We start from the raw sequence: 17,231 nt of genomic DNA, 5'->3' as shown, positions 1-17,231 counted from the left end.
CGCTCCGTATAATGCGGGAGTCGCCACTTTAATTGGTTTTAACGGATCGGATATGACTGAACAGCAGCCTGTTGCAGTGCTTGGAGGCGGGAGTTTCGGCACTGCCGTGGCGAATCTGCTGGCGGAAAACGGCATCGGCGTACGGCAATGGATGCGCGACCCCGAGCAGGCCGAGGCCATGCGCAACAACCGGGAAAACCCGCGTTACCTCAAAGGGGTGAAAATTCACCCGGGCGTTGATCCGGTCAATGACCTGCTGGCGACCCTGCAGGACTGCGAGCTGATCTTCGTCGCCCTGCCTTCCAGCGCCTTGCGCAGTGTGCTGGCGCCCCATGCGCAGCTGCTGAGCGGCAAAATGCTGGTCAGCCTGACCAAGGGCATCGAGGCGCAAAGCTTCAAGTTGATGAGCCAGATTCTCGAAGAAATCGCCCCCGAGGCGCGCATCGGTGTGCTGTCGGGGCCGAACCTGGCCCGCGAAGTGGCAGAGCATGCACTGACCGCCACCGTGGTTGCCAGTGAAGACGAAACACTGTGCCAGCGCGTACAGGACGTGCTGCACGGGCGCACTTTCCGCGTGTATGCCAGCAGCGACCGGTTCGGTGTCGAACTGGGCGGCGCGCTGAAGAACGTCTACGCGATCATTGCCGGCATGGCGGTGGCCCTGGGCATGGGCGAGAACACCAAGAGCATGCTGATCACCCGCGCCCTGGCGGAGATGACCCGTTTTGCGGTGAGCCAGGGCGCCAACCCGATGACCTTTCTCGGCCTGGCCGGGGTCGGCGACCTGATCGTCACCTGCTCTTCGCCCAAGAGCCGCAATTACCAGGTCGGTCACGCCTTGGGCCAGGGCTTGAGCCTGGAAGAGGCGGTCAGCCGTCTGGGCGAGGTCGCCGAAGGCGTCAATACGCTCAAGGTGCTCAAGGTCAAGGCTCAGGAAGTGCAGGTATACATGCCATTGGTAGCGGGCTTGCATGCGATTCTTTTCGAAGGCCGGACCTTGACCCAGGTGATCGAGCTGCTGATGCGCGCCGAGCCGAAAACCGATGTCGACTTCATCTCCACCAGCGGTTTCAACTGAGTACAGGAGCAAGACATGAACGAATCCCCGAACCAGTCGCAACGCGAGTCAATCATCCTGCGCGTGTTGTGGATGTTGGTATTCCTGGTGGTCTGGCAATTGGCCGAACTGCTGCTGGGCGGCCTGGTGCTGGTTCAGCTGATCTACCGCCTGATCTACGGCGCGCCGAGTGCCAGCTTGATGAACTTCGGTGACAGCCTCAGCCAGTTTCTGGCGCAGATTGGCCGCTTCGGCAGCTTCCACAGCGACCAGAAGCCCTGGCCGTTCGCCGACTGGCCAGCACCGCGCGCGCCAGAAGGTGAAGCCGCCCATAGCGTACCGCCAGCGCCGCATCCGGTACGTGACGAGGAGCCCAAGCTGTGAAGCTCTGGGTGTTGCGTCATGGCGAAGCCGAGCCCCGGGCCAATAGCGATGCCGAGCGCCGGCTGACCGCGCATGGCCGTGAGCAGGTACTGCGCAGCGCCGCAGAGCTGCTCGGCCAGCCGTTGCAGGCGATCATCGCCAGCCCTTACGTGCGCGCCCAGCAGACTGCCGGGCTGGTGCACGAGGCGCTAGGGTTTGATAAACCGCTGCAGACAGTCACCTGGCTGACCCCGGACACCGATCCCCAGGAGGTCATTGCCGAGCTGGACAAGCTGGGCCTGGAACAGGTGTTGCTGGTCAGTCATCAGCCGCTGGTGAGCTGCCTGGTCGGCATGCTGGAGCAAGGGCACCGGCAGGGGCCTTCGATGTCCACGGCGAGCCTGGCGGAACTCGAAGGTGACTGGCCGCTGGCCGGGTTGATGACGTTGCAGCACGTGTTCCATCCTTAGGGTGGTTTTGCCGTCATCATAGTTACTCATCGTTGACTGCGCCGGAATCGCGGTGTAGCTATCTGTTCCGGTGTACCTCGTTCGGGGCTTGCCAGCGTATTTGTCAGGGCCCTGTCGCCAGGGCTGCGCATGGTGCCAGGGTCTATGTTGCTGCTAGCACTTTGCCCGCCAACATGTGCTACGGCAAAGGTGCGCATATTCGTTAGCGCGCCAAGTGCCGCCCTGAAAGGACTGCCGATCACATCAGGTAGAAGTCTTGTCGCCTGGCGAGCGCCTGCTACCACCGCACTGGTGGTGACTCGACCGACCATTGCGTTTAAGAACTCCAGCCCAGAATTGGCTGCTGACTCCCACGACCGGGATAAATTCAGACCGGACCCGGGTACCAGAGCAGCGTTATCAGAACGTGATCTTGAAAGCGTGCCGACAACCGATTCGCCAATCTCAACCGCAGTGCCAGTCCCTAGTGCTTGCCAGCGGTCAAGGCCGGCATAGCTCACAGCGGTTCGCGCTGTTGCACTGACACCGGTAACTAAGGCAGACGTACGAAATTCCGGTCTATTGTCCCAGCTATAGCGATTGCCGCTGGTTGCAGTAGCTTGTTGGAATATCTGGTAGACAGCATTGAGCCCCACGGACTGGATCAAGGCGCGTGCGGTGTTGCTGATCGAGGGGTTACCTTGTTCGTCTTGTTGCGGATAGGCAATGTCGACAAGTGCCGGTGCGGCCCCTAAAGCAAAGGCTGTAGTCCCCACAGCCACCCCAATAGCGGTGCTGTTAGCGTTTGGTAAAATGCCTCTTAAACGATTAGTTAACAGCTCTGCAGTTGGGCGTGTCAGTAAAGCGGCTGCCGCACCTGCTCCAACTCCTACCGATATCGTGAAAGCAAGATTGGCAGCATCATTGACCAATATTTGGTCAAGAACCTCGCCAATCCCGATGCTTAACAATGCACCAAGGAGTAAGGATAGTCCGTCTCGCAGGGCTGCGTGGCCGGCAGTGGTAGCAACCTCGGAGAAAGTCTCAAGCCCTTGATTGTCGACATTCCCCACAGGATTGCCATGCACCATCGCATACAGGTTCAAACCATCGGCCACACCCGCCGGATCCGGATTGATCCAGCGCTGCAGCCACGGCGCGTAGTAGCGCATACCGTAGTAGTAAAGCCCGGTGGCATCCCGTTCCTGGCCTGAGTAGCGAATCACCTTGTACTGCGCCTGCACCTGGTCATGCCCAGCCCACCAGGCGGTGCCGCCATAGGGGTAGTAGGCTTCCTGGCTGATCAGCCGGGCCTGGGCGTCCACTTCCAGGCCACAAGAACGTTGGTAGTCGGCGATACCATAACGGTACTGGTCGTTGGTCATCCCGCTCGGCAGACCGGCCTGCCAATGCAGCAGGCGCACCTCACCAAGCGGCGTCGAGACGATACTGACCTGCAACTCTTCGCTGCGGGCGCTGTTACAGCGCAGCTCCAGGCCCGGCAGATAGTGCACCTCTTCGACATGCTCGACCCGGGCGGTTTGCCAGGTGCGCAGTTTGCGCTGGCGCATGCCGCTGGAGTCGTAACGGTACAGCTCGGTATCGTTAGCGGTTTCCCGTGTCACCTGGCTGACTTCTAGCAACTGGTTTTTTACCGACCAGCTCAGCGCCTGACCCGGCTGCAGGGCCTTGAGGTTGCCATTGCCATCGAAGGCGACGCTGATGGCCGCCTCGCTGGGTGGCGGCGCATCGGCGTCGTGGTTCAGGCCGCGGTTGCTGGTCCGGGCATTGACCTGATGGCGAGTGAAATTGCGGGCCCCGACATGGCGCACTGTGGTCAGATTGCCCGCGCCGTCGTAGCGGTAGTGGCGGCTGTAGTTGGCCAGTTGTGTGGAGTCGGGCGGCGACTGAAAGCCTGGCAGCTCGGGGCCGGCCAGATTCTCGGCGGTCTCGAAGCCCGTGGCCTGTATCAGGCGATACAGGCTGTCGTAAACAAAGGTACGGCGCGCGCTAATCGTCTGGTTGCGAAAGAAGCGTATCGGTTGGGCGGCGTCTTCAATGACGACGATGTTGCCCAGTGGATCGCGCTGGTACTGCAGGTCCTGGAGCAGGCTATTGTCGGGGTGTACTGTGCGGTGCCGCAGCAGCTGGCCGTTTGCAGGGTCATACTCCAGGCTGCTCGATACGCCGTTGCCCAGACGCTGCTGGACGAGCTGGCCATGGGCGTTGTAGCGCATATCGCTGGCGACCAGCACCGGCTGCGCATCGGCAGGTGAGAGGCGGATGCCATGCAACTGACCGTCCCGGGTTTGCCCAAAGGTTTGCCGGTTTTGCCGGGCATCGGTCTGGCTGATCGGCTCGGCCAGGGCATTGTGGCGAACCGCAGAGATGGCGGCTGGTGTCTCGCGCAGCAGGGCGTCGCGGGCCGGGATCTCGTGAGGCCAGTCCGGGAGTTCGTTGTGCCGGGTCCATTGGCGGCTCGTACGCATCGCTGCCCCGGCCAGGCTGTAGTCGAGGTAATGCTCAGTGCCGGCATCGTCGTCCAGCCGGGTCAGGCGACCGCAGCGGTTGATGGCGGCTTCAGTTGCGTCGTTACCGGCGGCGTAGCTGAAACGGGTGCTGATACGCGCGGTGCTGCCTTGGGCCTGCTCGTGCTGAGCCAGTGGCCGCTGCAAGGTGTCGTAGTCCATCCAGGCATGGCTGCCGCGGCTGTCCCAACTGTCGCTGGCGTGGCCTGACTCGGCGTTGAGGGTCAGGTTCCATCCGCCGTCCACGCTCTCGTTCAGCAGCACGGCGCCGGACAGGCTGCTCAGCGTTTCCAGATTGGCAGGCGATTGTGTTTCTGCCTGGCTCAAGGCAAACAGCCGCGGGTCATACAGACGTGTTACCCGCTTATCGGTACGGGACCAGGTGCGGGTGATTCGTGCCATCGCCGAGTCATTGGCGAGCATGCGTTCATAGGCGACGCTACGCAGGGCTCTACCATCGGGGCCGCACACAGCGAGTGTCGGGGTGTGGCTGAACACGGTGAGGTTGCTCATCGCTACTGCCCTGGGGGTGAAAAATTCTTTGTCGAAATGACGCTGCCTGCGACAGCTGTGCGCCTGTCACAGCCATTCTGCGCAGAATCCCGGCATCCGGTAACTGGTAAAAATGTCAGGTACTTCTGTGCGGCGGCCCGCCGATCGAACTTGTATTTTTATCAGTTGTCGATTCTTGGCCGGCTTGTTAGCGTTCGCCAACGGTGTGGGCAAGGTGGCCCAGGGGATCAGGCAATGAGCAGTAAGTATCCGCAATTGGTGTATTCAGCAGACCTCGGGCCGACATTGGCCAAAGTGCAAGGTGACCAGGTTCTGGACTTTGCCGAGTATCGCCTGCTCCAGGCCAGTGCCGACGCCAAGCTCGACTACCTGTTGTGCAAGTTCGAAGGCCAGTACGAGCTGGGGCAACTGCGTCAGGCCAGCATTCGCATGGCGCATCTGTTGCAAAGCAGTTGCCTGGCATTGCGTCAGCTCGATCTCGCCCCTGAAGACAAACGCCGCGCCCGTGAAGCCCTGGAGCAGCAACTGGCGTCCATGCAGGCTTGCCTGCGGCGCTCCATGGCCAGTTTTGGCGAGTATTGACCTGATTGCCCTTGGCGATGGCTTTTCCGGACATTGCCGGTTGCGGGCTGCTTGCCGACAATGGACCATCACTCCCCTACGGACAGGCGGCCATGTCGCAGCAAATCTTCTTCGCCCATGCCAACGGCTTTCCTTCGGCGACCTATGGCAAGCTGTTTGCCGCGCTTGCACCTGACTACCGGGTGTTCCACCTGCCACAACACGGCCATGACCCGCGCTTTCCAGTCGATGCCAACTGGCAGAACCTGGTCGATGAGCTGATTCATCACCTGCAGCAACAGCCCGAACCGGTCTGGGGCGTGGGCCACTCCCTCGGCGGTGTATTGCACCTGCATGCGGCGCTGCGCTGCCCGCAATATTACCGGGGGGTGGTCATGCTCGATTCTCCGGTGCTGACCCGGGTTGATCAGTGGGTGCTGCAGGCAGCCAAGCGCATGGGCTTCATCGACCGCATTACCCCGGCGGGGCGTACCTTGGGGCGTCGCGAGGCGTTCGCTGACCGCGACAGTGCCCGGGCCTATTTTGCCAGCAAATCGCTGTTCCGCCATTTCGATCCGGAATGCCTCGACGCTTATCTGGAACACGGCCTGCAAGCGACCGAAGAAGGTTTGCGCCTGCGCTTCGATCCGGCGACGGAAATCAGCATTTACCGCAACATACCGCACACCCGCCCGGCACCGGCCAAGCGCCTGGAACTGCCACTGGCGATGGTGCGTGGCAGTAGCAGCCGGATCGTCAGGCATCATCACGCCCTGGCCGTGCGCGGCCTGCCTCGGGGTGAGTACCACAGCCTGCCGGGCGGTCACATGTTCCCGCTCGAACGTCCTACAGACACCGCGAGCCTGATCAAGGGGCTGTTCGAACGCTGGCAGCAGGTGTCGGGATGAATACGCAGATGGAAGAAGTCCGCCTGAGTCTGGGCCATATCGAGCTGGCCGGGCACTTGTTCGGCCCAGCCGACGGAGTTCCGGTGATTGCCCTGCATGGCTGGCTGGATAACGCCAACAGTTTTGCCCTGCTGGCGCCTAAATTGCGAGGACTTCGGATCCTGGCCCTGGACCTGGCCGGTCATGGTCACTCCGGGCATCGGCCGGCTGGCGCGGGATACGCCCTGTGGGATTACGCCCATGATGTGCTGCGTGCTGCCGAGCAAATGGGCTGGGAGCGCTTTGCCCTGCTTGGTCACTCGCTGGGGGCGATTGTCTCGGTGGTACTGGCCGGTTCGCTGCCCGAACGCATTACCCATTTAGCGCTGATCGACGGAGTAATTCCGCCCACCAGTGGCCCCCAGGATGCCGCCGAACGCATGGGCATGGCGTTACAGGCACAGCTGCGCCTAGACAGCAAACGCAAGGCCGTGCATCCAACCCTTGAGCAAGCGATCCAGGCGCGTATGAAAGGCCTGGTCGCGGTCAGTCGTGAGGCCGCCGAATTGCTCGCTCAGCGCGGCCTGATGCCGGTGCCGGGTGGTTACACCTGGCGTAGCGATAGCCGCCTGACCCTGCCATCTCCCACGCGCTTGAACGAAGCGCAGGCCTTGAGCTTCGTTCAGCGCGTCGCCTGCCCAGCCATGTTGGTAGTGGCTGCCGACGGCATGCTCGCCCGTCACACCGCGCTGCTTGAGCAGCTACCCTTTACCCGCGAGGTCTTGCCCGGTGGGCATCATCTGCATATGAATGACGAATCTGGTGCAACCCTTGTTGCAGACTGTTTCAATCGCTTCTTTGGCATTCCTTGACTTGCGGCGGGCAACTGTCGAGGCTTGGCGGGTTGAACAGGGAGACAACCATGAACGAGCAAGACAACGCCACATCCTTTGAGCCCCTTGGCGCCGCCTACAGTGTGGCGTGCCTATGAATCTCAAACAATGCATCCGTACAACGATTGCCGGACTGGGCTTGTTCGTCAGCGCGCAGTCGCTGGCTGAAGGGCTGCCGGTGCCGGTCGATGGCAAAGTCGTCGATGAGCGTCCGGCGCAGGTGCAGGAGCGCGTCTATCCTATGGGTGGTTTGCGCAAGATCAGTAACCAGCTGCGCGTCGAAGGCAAGATTGAAAGCCGGGGCGAGGTCAGTTCGGTCACCTATGAACTACCCCGCGAGCGCTCCGCCAATGAAGCGTTCACCGCGGCGCGCGAGACTCTGCAGAAAGATGGCGGCTACCCGCTGTTCTGGTGCCAGGCGCGTGATTGTGGTGAAAACAGCCTGTGGGCCAACGAGGTGTTCAAGAACCGCCAGTTGTCTGGTTCGGACGAACAGCAGGCGTTCATCCTGTTGCGCCGCTCCGCCGAGCAGAACAACACGTTGATCGCGCTGTATAGCATTACTCGCGGTAACAAACGTGCATACCTGCATGTCGAGCAGTTTGTCGCCGAAGCGCCTCTGGGTGAACTGCTGCCAACGCCGGCCACGGTAATGCGCGAGCTGCTCGACACCGGCAAGCTGGACTACCCTGACCTGAGCGGTGAGCCGCCCGAAGCCTGGGTCACCTTGCTCGGGCGTAGCTTGAAAAACAATACTACTTTGCGCGTGAGTCTCAGCGGCACTCAGGCCGAGGCCTGGCGTGAGCAACTGGTAAAGGCCGGAGTGCTTGCGGCCCGGCTGGAAGTGGGTGATGCCAAGACCGACGGTTTTCACGTCGAACTGATTCGCTAAGTGAGTGCTGCATGCCCAACAATGATCGCCTGCTAGTACAAATCATCTTGCTGGCCCTGCTCGGGGCTGGTCTCTGGGTGATGGCCCCATTCATGTCGGCGCTGCTCTGGGGGGCGATCCTGGCCTACGCCAGCTGGCCGCTGATGCGCCTGTTGACCCGAGTGCTGGGCGGTCGCGAAACCCTCGCCGCGGGTCTGTTGACCACCCTGTGGATATTGCTGGTGGCGCTGCCGCTGGTATGGCTGGGTTTTAACCTGGCCGATCATGTTCGCGATGCCACTGCATTCGTGCGTGACGTCCAGGTTGACGGTCTGCCGGATGCGCCGGACTGGCTGGCAGGCGTACCGCTGGTGGGTGAACGCCTGGTGCGTATGTGGAACACCATTGATCAGCAGGGCGCCGCCTTGTTGACCACAATCAAGCCCTACCTGGGCCAGGTCGGTAACTGGTTTCTGGCGCGTAGCGCGCAGATTGGCAGCGGCATGCTCGAACTGACCTTGAGCCTGGTGTTCGTGTTCTTTTTCTACCGCGATGGTCCACGTTTGTCAGCGTTTGTCCTGCGTTTGCTGGATCGGCTGATCGGCGATCGCGCCGAGTATTACCTGGGGCTGGTTGCCGGCACGGTGCAGCGGGTGGTCAACGGCGTGATCGGTACTGCGGCGGCCCAGGCCGTCCTGGCGCTGATTGGCTTCCTGATCGCAGGTGTGCCGGGGGCGCTGGTCCTGAGTATCGTCACGTTCATGCTCAGCCTGATCCCCATGGGCCCGCCACTGGCCTGGGTTCCGGCCACGGCCTGGCTGGCCTGGCAGGGTGAGTACGGTATGGCGGTGTTTCTCGGGATCTGGGGTACGTTCATCATCAGCGGCGTCGATAACGTGCTCAAGCCCTACCTGATCAGCCGGGGTGGCAACCTGCCGTTGGTGATCGTGCTGCTGGGGGTGTTTGGCGGCTTGCTGGCCTTCGGTTTCATCGGCCTGTTCATTGGCCCGACGCTGTTGGCCGTCGCCTATGCCCTGTTGCTGGATTGGTCGCGCAGCGAGCCGGTGGCACCGCCGCATCCCTGATACACGTGCAGCTCAGAGCTGCGGGGCGGTGTTTTTCACCACCGCCAGCTCTGGGTGCGCCACCAGCTTATCGATGTGCAGCTCGTCGTTGTTCATCCAGGTTTCGGTCAGCACCCGGTAATGCTCCATGTCGCGGCAGCGCATGCGCAGGCTGTAGTCGAAATGGCCGCTGATCAACTGACAGTCGAAGACCTGCGGACAGGCGTTCACACAGGCTTCAAACGCTTTTTGCGCCGCGCGCCCGCTCTGATTGGACAAGGCCACCAGCACCAGCAGTGACAACCCGGGCGATACCTTCTGCACATCGATGATCGCGCTATAGCCGCGAATCACCCCGCGTCGTTCCAGCTTGCGCACGCGCTCAAGGCAGGGGCGGGGAGTGAGGTGCACCAGCGAGGACAGTTTCTCGTAAGTGATGCGCCCGTCATGGCGCAGCACTTCGATGATTGCTTCGTCGATCCGGTCCAACGGTGGTGCGGCGTGTGGGCTGTTGACCTTGGTATCCATACAGGTTCGGCTTCACTTCAAACGGTGGGTGACGCTGAATATGGTACGACCTTCCTTGGTCAGCGTCTGTACCCCCATTGAGCAGCCCAACCCGCTCGGTTTCAGGCGCTTTTCTTGCGGGTGTCGGCAAGCGGCTGGCGCAGTACGGCGAACAGGTCCTTGGGATTGGCAAGCTCCGGTACCAGGGCAAGTTCATGGCCGATGTTCAGCGCCTTGGCGACATCGAACACATAACGCAGAGCCGAGTAGTCTTCCAGGGCAAAACCGACCGAGTCGAACAGGGTCACCTGATCAGCGCTTTCGCGGCCGGGCGCCTGGCCGTTGACCACTTGCCAGAACTCCGTGGTTGGCGAGTCGGCGGGCATTTGCTGGATTTCGCCTTCGACACGGCTTTGCGGTTCGTATTCGACAATCACTCGCGCGCGATCGACGATGTCCCGGTGCAGTTCGGTCTTGCCCGGGCAGTCGCCGCCCACGGCATTCAGGTGCATGCCTGGCTCGATCATGTCCGGGGTCAGGATGGTGGCGAAGGCCTTGTCGGCAGTCACTGTGGTGACGATATCGGCGCCGCGTACCGCTTCGGCCACGGAACCGGCGATGCTCACCCGCAATTCCGGGAATGCCCTGAGGTTGGCGACCAGCTTGGCGCTGGCCTTGGGGTCGAGGTCGTACAGGCGGATTTCATCGATACCCAGCAAGGTATGGAAAGCCAGGGCCTGGAACTCGCTTTGTGAGCCGTTGCCGATCAGTGCCATGCGCCGGCTGTCCGGGCGGGCGAGGTAGCGGGCAGCCAGGGCTGAAGTGGCGGCGGTGCGAATGGCGGTGGTCAGGGTCATTTCACTGAGCAGCACCGGCGCGCCGGTATCAACGTCGCCGAGGGCGCCGAAAGCCATCACCGTAAGCATGCCGCGCTGGGTGTTCTTGGGATGACCGTTGACGTATTTGAAGGCATACAGGTTGCGGTCGGACACCGGCATCAGCTCGATCACGCCATCGGGCGAGTGGTTGGCCAGGCGCGGGCATTTTTCGAAGTCGTGCCAACGCAGGTAGTCCTCACGGATGTACTCGGCCATTTCGCTGATGCAGGTGCTCAGGCCTTTACGGGCAACCAGGCGGCTGAGGTCAGTCACATCGATATAGCGGGTCATGATGAACTCCTTTGTTATTGGCATCGAGGCACGTATTCGGGGGCAGTGTGCCTATTGTCGATCCAGCGCCGGGTACATCTCGGCTGAAGCGTGGCAGGTGCTCAGCGGCTTCAGCTGAAATATGCGATTTGACAGCAGAATCGGCTGCTTGGCTTCAGGCGATACTCAACCCTCGGCCTGACCCTGGGCGTGCAGGCGTTTGTAGAGGGTGGTGCGACTGATGCCCAGATCGCGGGCCAGGGCCGAAACGTTGCCCTTGAGCGCTTGCAGGCGCAGGTTCAGGTCGTGCTCATCGGATACGCAGGGCGGGGAAGACTCGACTGTTTGCGAAGCAGGCAGCTCGCTGAAAAAACTGTCCGGCAGGTGCTCCAGGGCGACGGGCTGCTGTCCGGCCAGGGCCAGGGCGACTTGCAGGGTACTGGCAAGCTGACGCAGGTTGCCCGGCCACGGGTGCTGTAACAGATGCTGCACTACCTTGTTGTCCAGCTGTGGGGGCGCGTCGGCATCGCGGTAGTGCTGGTGGATCTGCTCGATCAGCGCCAGGCGGTCACTGCGTTCGCGAAGCGGTGGCAAGGTCAGGCTGAGACCGGCGATTCGATAGTACAGGTCCTGGCGGAAACGTCCCTGGCGCACCCGTTCGGACAGGTCCTGATGGGTGGCGGAGATGACCCGGATATCCACCGGCAGCGGATCGCCACTGCCCAGCGGCTGGATACAGCGGGTTTGCAGAAAACGCAGCAAGCGCGCCTGGGTTGGCAGTGGCATGTCGCCGATTTCGTCGAGAAAAACGATGCCATGCTCGGCCTTGCGGATCAGGCCAGGGTTACCCTTGTGGTGGGCACCGGTGAACGCGCCTTTTTCATAGCCGAACAGCTCAGACTCCACCAGCTCGGCCGGAATCGCTGCACAGTTCACCGCGATCAACGGCTGGCTGCGGCGGCTGCTGGCTTCGTGCAGGGCCTTGACGAAGACCTCTTTGCCAACCCCGGTTTCGCCCTGGATCAACAGTGGAATGTCCTTCTCCAGCAGCAGCCCCGCCTGGCGCAGGGCTTTGGCTATACGTGGATCGCAGTCGGCGGGTGGGTGACGGTTGGCAGCGATCGAAGGGTTTGTCAGCGGTTCACGCAACAGGCAGTGAAAGCGATTGCGCCCAGGCACCTGCACGGCAAAAGGCAGCCCCGCAGCATGCTGTAACAGCTCCGGCAGCGGTGTCTGGAACAGGTGTTCAAGGTTGTGCTGCAAGGCTGGTTGACCGAGCAGGCTGTCCGCTCGGCGATTGGCCGCCAGGACACGGCCGCGGTCGTCGAACAGCAGCAGCCCGGCCCATTGGCTGTCGAGGTTGTTCGAGCCGGTATTGAAACTCAATTGTCGGTACTGCCCGGCATAGCGCGCGATGATCAAGCGGTTTTCCAGACTCTGGCTCATCATCCTTACCATGCCCAGGGTTTGCGAGGCAGGCAGGTAGCTGTCGGATGACACATCCAGTACGCCGATCAGGCGCCGTTCGGCGTCGAACAGCGGCGCGGCGGCGCTGGCCATGTAGCGGTTGCGCTTGAGGAAGTGCTCATCCTGACCCACATGCACCGCCTCGCTGCAGGCCAGGGCGGTGCCGATGGCATTGGTACCAACCCCCTGTTCAAGCCAGCGGGCGCCGGCGACAAAACCGTGCTGCTGACGCGGGTCGATAAAACGCCGGGTGCCCCAGGTTTCCAGGAGCTGGCCCTGGTCATCGCTGAGCATGATCAGGTAGCTGGAATTGCCCAGCAGATGATTGAACTGCGGGATCACTTCGTCACGGGTGGTGCGCAGCAGGATCTGCTGGCGTTCGAGCAACTCGCCCAGGCAGGCAGCGGAGAGCTCGCCGAAGTCGGGTGCTGACTGATGGTCGAGACCGTAGTCACGGCAGCGCGCCCAGGAGGCCTGGATTAATTGCTCATGGGATGCAATGGAGACGGCCATGGGCGTTTCCTCTGCCAGCGTTGTTGTTTTTGTGTGAACCAGTGTTGTTCAGTCCTGTTCATTGTCAATGTCAGGGCTGTTCAGGTGTTCAGCGGTTACTGTTCATTTCTGTTCAGGTGTGAATCGTCAGTTGCCATGGCGAAACAAAAAGTAGCGCTACGACAACGACTTATCGAAGGTCACCTGCGCTGGCACGAATCTGGCTCTGCAGCGAAGGCCTGTCCGGTAACAACAATCAGGGCCGCCCCATGTCGCTTACGCTGGAGCACGTCAGCCGCACCGTCGACAACCAGCGCTGGATTGTCGATGCCAGCCTCAGTTTCGAGCCGGGCTCGTTCAATGTCCTGCTCGGCCGCACCTTGTCCGGCAAGACCAGCCTGATGCGCCTGATGGCCGGGCTGGACCGCCCTGATCAAGGGCGGGTGCTGATGAATGGCGTAGATGTCACGGGTCGGCCGGTGCGCCAGCGCAATGTGTCGATGGTCTATCAGCAGTTCATCAACTACCCGACCCTCAGCGTTTTCGAGAACATCGCTTCACCGCTCCGTCAGGCGCGTATGGGCGAAGAGGAGATTCGCCACAAAGTGCATCAGACGGCGCAGATGCTGCGCATCGAGCCCTTCTTGCAGCGCCTGCCGCTGGAGCTGTCCGGTGGTCAGCAGCAGCGCACGGCTATGGCCCGCGCGCTGGTCAAGGATGCCGAGCTGATCCTGTTCGACGAACCACTGGTCAACCTGGATTACAAACTGCGTGAAGAACTGCGCCAGGAGATGCGCGAGCTGTTCGCCTCCCGCCACTGCATTGCCGTGTATGCCACCACCGAGCCGAACGAGGCATTGGCCCTGGGTGGCACCACCACCATCCTGCATGAAGGTTGCATCGTGCAGAGTGGTGCGACCGCTCAGGTCTATCACCAGCCGCGTACGGTGCTGGCTGCCGAGTTGTTTTCAGAGCCGCCGATCAATCTGATTGCCGGGCGCATCAGCGGCAATGAAGTGAGTTTCGCCGGAGCTGTGCATTTCGCCATGAACGCCGACCTGCGCCGTATCGGTGATGGTGAATACCGCTTTGGCGTGCGTCCCAGCCATATCAGCCTGGTGCCGTCGAATGACGATGACCTTGAGCTGGCGGTGCTGGTGGAGCTGGCGGAGATCAGTGGCTCGGAAACCTTCCTGCATGTGCGCAGCGAGCACTTTCGCATCATCCTGCACCTGTCCGGGGTGCACGAATACCACGTCGATGCACCGATTCGGGTGTTTATCCCGACCCACAAGCTGTTCGTCTTCGACAGTGCAGGTGTGTTGGTCCAGGCGCCGGGCGCGCGTGAAGCGAGGGTTGCCTGATGGCCGAAATTCGCCTGCAGCAGTTGGCCCACAGCTACAGCCGCACCCCCGCCAGCGCCGATGACTATGCCTTGCGCGAGCTGGAACATATCTGGGCCCAGGGCGGCGCCTATGCCTTGCTCGGGCCTTCGGGCTGCGGCAAGTCGACCTTGCTCAATATCATTTCCGGGCTGCTCAGCCCCTCCCAGGGCCAGGTGTTGTTCGATGGCAAAGTGGTCAATGAGCTGTCGCCGCAGGCACGCAATATCGCCCAGGTTTTTCAGTTTCCGGTGGTGTACGACACCATGACGGTGTTCGACAACCTGGCTTTTCCTTTACGTAACCAGGGCATGGACGAGGCCCGGGTGCGTAGCAAGGTGGAGGAGATCGCCGAGGTCCTCGAACTCGGTCCGGCGCTGAAAAAGAAGGCTCGCAACCTCAGTGCCGATGAAAAGCAGAAAGTCTCCATGGGTCGCGGCCTGGTGCGCGATGACGTTTCCGCGATCCTCTTCGATGAGCCGCTGACGGTGATCGACCCGCACCTGAAATGGAAGCTGCGGCGCAAACTCAAGCAGATTCATGAGCAGTTCAATATCACCATGATCTACGTGACCCACGATCAGTTGGAGGCCTCGACCTTCGCCGACAAGATCGCGGTGATGTATAGCGGGCAGATCGTCCAGTTCGGCACGCCGCGGGAATTGTTCGAGCGACCGCGGCACACCTTTGTCGGCTATTTCATCGGCAGTCCGGGGATGAATCTGATCGATGTGCAGCCACAGCCGGGCGGTGTCGGCTTTGCCGGTGTCCATCTACCGCTGCCGGAAGCATTGCAAGCACGCCTGGCTGGCACGCCGGTTGCGCGTTTGCAGGTGGGGATCCGCCCGGAGTTCGTACAAGTGCGCGAGGCGCCATTTGATGACGCTTTTACCGCCCGGGTGGTGGATGTCGAAGACCTGGGGACCTACCGGATTTTGACCCTCGAGCTGGACGGTGTGGCCCTCAAGGTACGCCTTGGGGAAGACCGCGTGGTGCCGCAGGGCCAGGCCTGGATCAGTTTTCCGGCACAGTGGTTGATGCTGTATGCCGACGACGTGTTGCTGGAGGTCACACCATGAACAAGGTGCCCAACAACAAGGCCTGGTGGCTGGTGTTGCCGGTGTTCCTGCTGGTGGCTTTCAGTGCGGTGATACCGATGATGACCGTGGTCAACTACTCGGTGCAGGACATTTTCGACCAGTCCAGCCGCTACTTCGTCGGCGCCGACTGGTATCGCCAGGTGCTGCAGGATCCGCGTCTGCACGATTCCTTGCTGCGCCAGTTTGTTTATTCGGGCTGCGTGTTACTGATCGAGATTCCGTTAGGGATCGCTATTGCCCTGACCATGCCGACCAAGGGGCGCTGGTCGTCGCTGTGCCTGATTGTCATGGCTATCCCGTTGCTGATTCCGTGGAACGTGGTTGGCACCATCTGGCAGATCTTCGGCCGTGCCGACATCGGCTTGCTCGGGGCGTCGTTGAACCAGCTGGGCATCAGCTACAACTACGCAGCCAACACCATGGACGCCTGGGTTACGGTGCTGGTGATGGATGTCTGGCACTGGACTTCGCTGGTGGCGCTGCTGTGTTACTCGGGGCTGAGGGCGATCCCGGATGTCTATTACCAGGCCGCGCGTATCGATCGCGCGTCGGCCTGGGCGGTGTTCCGGCACATCCAGTTGCCGAAGATGAAGAACGTACTGCTGATCGCAGTGATGCTGCGCTTCATGGACAGTTTCATGATCTACACCGAGCCCTTCGTGCTGACGGGAGGCGGACCGGGCAATGCCACCACTTTCCTCAGTCAGACCCTGACCCAGATGGCGGTAGGGCAGTTCGACCTGGGGCCTGCCGCGGCGTTTTCGCTGGTGTATTTCCTCATCATTCTGCTGGTGTCGTGGCTGTTCTACACGGCCATGACCCATGCCGACAAAGACTAGGAAGGCGGCCATGAACCTGCGCAAAACGCTGCCCTTGCTGCTCTACATCCTGTTTTTGCTGGTGCCGATCTACTGGCTGCTGAACATGTCGTTCAAGAGCAACACCGAGATCCTCGGCGGCCTGACCCTGTGGCCGCAGGACTTCACCTTGGCCAACTACCGGGTAATTTTCACCGACCCCAGCTGGTACACCGGTTACATCAACTCGCTGTACTACGTGTGCCTGAATACGGTGATTTCCCTGAGCGTGGCCTTGCCGGCGGCCTATGCGTTTTCGCGCTACCGCTTTCTCGGCGACAAGCATCTGTTCTTCTGGCTGCTGACCAACCGTATGGCGCCGCCGGCGGTGTTCCTGCTGCCGTTCTTTCAGCTGTATTCGTCGATCGGCCTGTTCGACACCCACATCGCCGTGGCCCTGGCGCACTGCCTGTTCAACGTGCCGCTGGCGGTGTGGATCCTGGAAGGATTCATGTCCGGGGTGCCCAAGGAAATCGACGAAACCGCCTACATCGATGGCTACAGCTTCCCGCGGTTCTTCGTGAAGATATTCGTGCCGCTGATTGGCTCGGGCATCGGTGTCACGGCTTTTTTCTGCTTCATGTTTTCCTGGGTCGAGTTGCTGCTTGCGCGCACTCTGACGTCAGTCAATGCCAAGCCGATTGCCGCAGTGATGACCCGCACCGTGTCGGCTTCGGGTATCGACTGGGGCGTGCTGGCCGCTGCCGGGGTGCTGACCATTCTGCCGGGCATGCTGGTGATCTGGTTTGTTCGCAACCATGTGGCCAAGGGCTTTGCCCTGGGCCGGGTCTGAGGAGACGCACGATGGACTGGATGGCCTGGACCCTGCCGACCGCCTTGTTCTTCTCCGCGATCGGCCTGTTGCTGGTAGGCATGACCCTGGCTGAATTGCGCCGGCCGTGTGTCGAGCGTCGCGGCTTTCTGCCGATTGCCACGACCCGCGGCGATCGGCTGTTCATCGGGCTTCTGGTCAGCGCTTACCTGCATCTGCTGATCATCGGGGTCAGTGACTGGAGTCTCTGGGTGGCCTCACTGCTGTCGGTGGTGTGGCTGTTGGTGGTGATGCGCTGGGGTTAGCCGAACAGATTCGGT

At 61.4% G+C, this 17,231-nt stretch carries 17 protein-coding genes; 13 read left to right on the top strand and 4 right to left on the bottom strand.

The features are described from left to right. Nucleotides 1–52 precede the first annotated feature (52 nt). Genes ACVI9W_RS04155 through sixA form a run of 3 tightly spaced genes read left to right on the top strand, consistent with a single transcriptional unit; the run spans nucleotide 53 to nucleotide 1,890 of the window. Nucleotides 53–1,078 (top strand): NAD(P)H-dependent glycerol-3-phosphate dehydrogenase, encoded by a 1,026-nt coding sequence (locus ACVI9W_RS04155; RefSeq protein WP_461529282.1) that lies wholly within the window; start codon nucleotides 53–55, stop codon nucleotides 1,076–1,078. A 15-nt stretch (nucleotides 1,079–1,093) separates the two neighbouring features. Continuing rightward, nucleotides 1,094–1,441, top strand: coding sequence for a DUF4389 domain-containing protein (locus ACVI9W_RS04150; RefSeq protein ID WP_038613076.1), 348 nt, complete (start codon nucleotides 1,094–1,096; stop codon nucleotides 1,439–1,441). Then, nucleotides 1,438–1,890 carry a phosphohistidine phosphatase SixA gene (sixA, locus tag ACVI9W_RS04145; RefSeq protein ID WP_461529281.1) on the top strand — a complete coding sequence of 151 codons (453 nt, stop codon included), beginning with the start codon at nucleotides 1,438–1,440 and terminating at the stop codon, nucleotides 1,888–1,890. The genes ACVI9W_RS04150 and sixA overlap by 4 nt, the downstream gene beginning before the upstream one ends. A gap of 26 nt (nucleotides 1,891–1,916) precedes the next feature. Here the strand turns inward: sixA and ACVI9W_RS04140 are convergent, their stop codons facing one another. Further along, entirely contained in the window at nucleotides 1,917–4,895 is a 2,979-nt protein-coding gene (locus ACVI9W_RS04140) for an RHS repeat-associated core domain-containing protein (protein WP_461529280.1), read from the bottom strand. A gap of 249 nt (nucleotides 4,896–5,144) precedes the next feature. Here ACVI9W_RS04140 and ACVI9W_RS04135 point away from each other — a divergent pair, with 249 nt between their 5' ends. From ACVI9W_RS04135 to ACVI9W_RS04115, 5 genes are all read left to right on the top strand, one after another. Further along, the gene (locus ACVI9W_RS04135; protein WP_461529279.1) at nucleotides 5,145–5,492 is read left to right on the top strand and encodes a hypothetical protein; all 348 of its coding nucleotides are present in this window, start codon (nucleotides 5,145–5,147) and stop codon (nucleotides 5,490–5,492) included. A 92-nt stretch (nucleotides 5,493–5,584) separates the two neighbouring features. Beyond that, on the top strand, nucleotides 5,585–6,379 hold the full coding sequence (locus ACVI9W_RS04130; protein ID WP_461529278.1) for an alpha/beta fold hydrolase: 795 nt from the start codon (nucleotides 5,585–5,587) through the stop codon (nucleotides 6,377–6,379). After that, nucleotides 6,376–7,230 (top strand): alpha/beta hydrolase, encoded by an 855-nt coding sequence (locus ACVI9W_RS04125; RefSeq protein ID WP_461529277.1) that lies wholly within the window; start codon nucleotides 6,376–6,378, stop codon nucleotides 7,228–7,230. Before ACVI9W_RS04130 ends, ACVI9W_RS04125 begins: the two co-directional genes overlap by 4 nt. A gap of 115 nt (nucleotides 7,231–7,345) precedes the next feature. Continuing rightward, entirely contained in the window at nucleotides 7,346–8,143 is a 798-nt protein-coding gene (locus ACVI9W_RS04120; protein WP_461529276.1) for a DUF4892 domain-containing protein, read from the top strand. An 11-nt stretch (nucleotides 8,144–8,154) separates the two neighbouring features. Continuing rightward, nucleotides 8,155–9,207, top strand: a complete 1,053-nt coding sequence (locus tag ACVI9W_RS04115; RefSeq protein WP_461529275.1) for an AI-2E family transporter — start codon at nucleotides 8,155–8,157, stop codon at nucleotides 9,205–9,207. A 12-nt stretch (nucleotides 9,208–9,219) separates the two neighbouring features. Here the strand turns inward: ACVI9W_RS04115 and ACVI9W_RS04110 are convergent, their stop codons facing one another. From ACVI9W_RS04110 to ACVI9W_RS04100, 3 genes are all read right to left on the bottom strand, one after another. Beyond that, on the bottom strand, nucleotides 9,220–9,714 hold the full coding sequence (locus ACVI9W_RS04110; protein WP_038613062.1) for an Lrp/AsnC family transcriptional regulator: 495 nt from the start codon (nucleotides 9,712–9,714) through the stop codon (nucleotides 9,220–9,222). A 101-nt stretch (nucleotides 9,715–9,815) separates the two neighbouring features. After that, nucleotides 9,816–10,862 (bottom strand): ornithine cyclodeaminase, encoded by a 1,047-nt coding sequence (locus ACVI9W_RS04105; RefSeq protein WP_422415919.1) that lies wholly within the window; start codon nucleotides 10,860–10,862, stop codon nucleotides 9,816–9,818. Nucleotides 10,863–11,027: 165 nt separating this feature from the next. Next, the gene (locus ACVI9W_RS04100; RefSeq protein WP_461529274.1) at nucleotides 11,028–12,821 is read right to left on the bottom strand and encodes a sigma-54-dependent Fis family transcriptional regulator; all 1,794 of its coding nucleotides are present in this window, start codon (nucleotides 12,819–12,821) and stop codon (nucleotides 11,028–11,030) included. A 248-nt stretch (nucleotides 12,822–13,069) separates the two neighbouring features. Between ACVI9W_RS04100 and ACVI9W_RS04095 the strand changes: the two genes are divergently transcribed. The 5 genes from ACVI9W_RS04095 to ACVI9W_RS04075 are packed head-to-tail and all read left to right on the top strand — an operon-like array spanning nucleotide 13,070 to nucleotide 17,216. Further along, on the top strand, nucleotides 13,070–14,164 hold the full coding sequence (locus tag ACVI9W_RS04095; protein ID WP_422415926.1) for an ABC transporter ATP-binding protein: 1,095 nt from the start codon (nucleotides 13,070–13,072) through the stop codon (nucleotides 14,162–14,164). Then, entirely contained in the window at nucleotides 14,164–15,261 is a 1,098-nt protein-coding gene (locus tag ACVI9W_RS04090; protein WP_461529273.1) for an ABC transporter ATP-binding protein, read from the top strand. The genes ACVI9W_RS04095 and ACVI9W_RS04090 overlap by 1 nt, the downstream gene beginning before the upstream one ends. Beyond that, complete coding sequence (locus ACVI9W_RS04085) at nucleotides 15,258–16,121, top strand: carbohydrate ABC transporter permease (protein ID WP_038613055.1); 864 nt, start codon at nucleotides 15,258–15,260, stop codon at nucleotides 16,119–16,121. Before ACVI9W_RS04090 ends, ACVI9W_RS04085 begins: the two co-directional genes overlap by 4 nt. A 10-nt stretch (nucleotides 16,122–16,131) precedes the next feature. Then, the gene (locus ACVI9W_RS04080) at nucleotides 16,132–16,932 is read left to right on the top strand and encodes a carbohydrate ABC transporter permease (RefSeq protein ID WP_038613054.1); all 801 of its coding nucleotides are present in this window, start codon (nucleotides 16,132–16,134) and stop codon (nucleotides 16,930–16,932) included. Between the two features lie 11 nt (nucleotides 16,933–16,943). Beyond that, complete coding sequence (locus ACVI9W_RS04075) at nucleotides 16,944–17,216, top strand: DUF2160 domain-containing protein (protein WP_422415916.1); 273 nt, start codon at nucleotides 16,944–16,946, stop codon at nucleotides 17,214–17,216. Nucleotides 17,217–17,231: the final 15 nt, after the last annotated feature.

The organism is Pseudomonas sp. 210_17 TE3656 (assembly GCF_054821965.1).
The sequence above is the reverse complement of the archived record's forward strand: the minus strand, read 5'-3'. Positions and strand labels throughout refer to the sequence as shown.

What these genes read in the sequence shown, in the direction of transcription:
- ACVI9W_RS04155 (WP_461529282.1), top strand. Translation starts at nt 53, where the DNA reads ATGACTGAACAGCAGCCTGTTGCAGTGCTTGGAGGCGGGAGTTTCGGC.
- ACVI9W_RS04150 (WP_038613076.1), top strand. Translation starts at nt 1,094, where the DNA reads ATGAACGAATCCCCGAACCAGTCGCAACGCGAGTCAATCATCCTGCGC.
- ACVI9W_RS04135 (WP_461529279.1), top strand. Translation starts at nt 5,145, where the DNA reads ATGAGCAGTAAGTATCCGCAATTGGTGTATTCAGCAGACCTCGGGCCG.
- ACVI9W_RS04130 (WP_461529278.1), top strand. Translation starts at nt 5,585, where the DNA reads ATGTCGCAGCAAATCTTCTTCGCCCATGCCAACGGCTTTCCTTCGGCG.
- ACVI9W_RS04125 (WP_461529277.1), top strand. Translation starts at nt 6,376, where the DNA reads ATGAATACGCAGATGGAAGAAGTCCGCCTGAGTCTGGGCCATATCGAG.
- ACVI9W_RS04120 (WP_461529276.1), top strand. Translation starts at nt 7,346, where the DNA reads ATGAATCTCAAACAATGCATCCGTACAACGATTGCCGGACTGGGCTTG.
- ACVI9W_RS04115 (WP_461529275.1), top strand. Translation starts at nt 8,155, where the DNA reads ATGCCCAACAATGATCGCCTGCTAGTACAAATCATCTTGCTGGCCCTG.
- ACVI9W_RS04110 (WP_038613062.1), bottom strand. Translation starts at nt 9,714, where the DNA reads ATGGATACCAAGGTCAACAGCCCACACGCCGCACCACCGTTGGACCGG.
- ACVI9W_RS04105 (WP_422415919.1), bottom strand. Translation starts at nt 10,862, where the DNA reads ATGACCCGCTATATCGATGTGACTGACCTCAGCCGCCTGGTTGCCCGT.
- ACVI9W_RS04100 (WP_461529274.1), bottom strand. Translation starts at nt 12,821, where the DNA reads ATGGCCGTCTCCATTGCATCCCATGAGCAATTAATCCAGGCCTCCTGG.
- ACVI9W_RS04095 (WP_422415926.1), top strand. Translation starts at nt 13,070, where the DNA reads ATGTCGCTTACGCTGGAGCACGTCAGCCGCACCGTCGACAACCAGCGC.
- ACVI9W_RS04090 (WP_461529273.1), top strand. Translation starts at nt 14,164, where the DNA reads ATGGCCGAAATTCGCCTGCAGCAGTTGGCCCACAGCTACAGCCGCACC.
- ACVI9W_RS04085 (WP_038613055.1), top strand. Translation starts at nt 15,258, where the DNA reads ATGAACAAGGTGCCCAACAACAAGGCCTGGTGGCTGGTGTTGCCGGTG.
- ACVI9W_RS04080 (WP_038613054.1), top strand. Translation starts at nt 16,132, where the DNA reads ATGAACCTGCGCAAAACGCTGCCCTTGCTGCTCTACATCCTGTTTTTG.
- ACVI9W_RS04075 (WP_422415916.1), top strand. Translation starts at nt 16,944, where the DNA reads ATGGACTGGATGGCCTGGACCCTGCCGACCGCCTTGTTCTTCTCCGCG.